We start from the raw sequence: 393 nt of genomic DNA, 5'->3' as shown, positions 1-393 counted from the left end.
ATGGGGCTGGCGGTGGAAGATCCGCTGGTAGAGCTCCTGCTGGAATTGCCGGGCCAGGGGCGACCAGTCGCTGCGTACGGTTTCCAGGCCTTTGTAGATCATGTCTTCGCTGCCATCGGCGCGGGTGACCAACCCGGCATAGCGCTTTTTGCTGCCCTCTTCCGCGCCGCGAATGGTCGGCATCAGGAAGCGGCTGAAGTGGGTTTCGTATTGCAGCTCCAGGGCGCTCTGCAGGCCGAACTCACTCTGCAGGCGCTCGCGCCACCAGGTGTTGACGTGCTGCACCAGGTCCAGGCCGATGCGCGTGGCGTCTTCCTGGGAGTGGGCGCTGCCAAGCCAGACGAAGGTGGAATCGGTGTCGCCGTAGATCACTTCATAGCCGCGGGCTTCGAC

Annotated in this window: 1 protein-coding gene; it reads right to left on the bottom strand. The window is 63.9% G+C overall.

Annotated features, from left to right (window positions below):
* On the bottom strand, nucleotides 1-393 hold a 393-nt coding region (locus SxD43FB_RS24265), incomplete at both ends, for a DNA polymerase domain-containing protein (protein ID WP_275542516.1).

This window comes from Sphingobium sp. D43FB, assembly GCF_002312805.1.
Classification (GTDB): domain Bacteria; phylum Pseudomonadota; class Alphaproteobacteria; order Sphingomonadales; family Sphingomonadaceae; genus Sphingobium.
The sequence above is the reverse complement of the archived record's forward strand: the minus strand, read 5'-3'. Positions and strand labels throughout refer to the sequence as shown.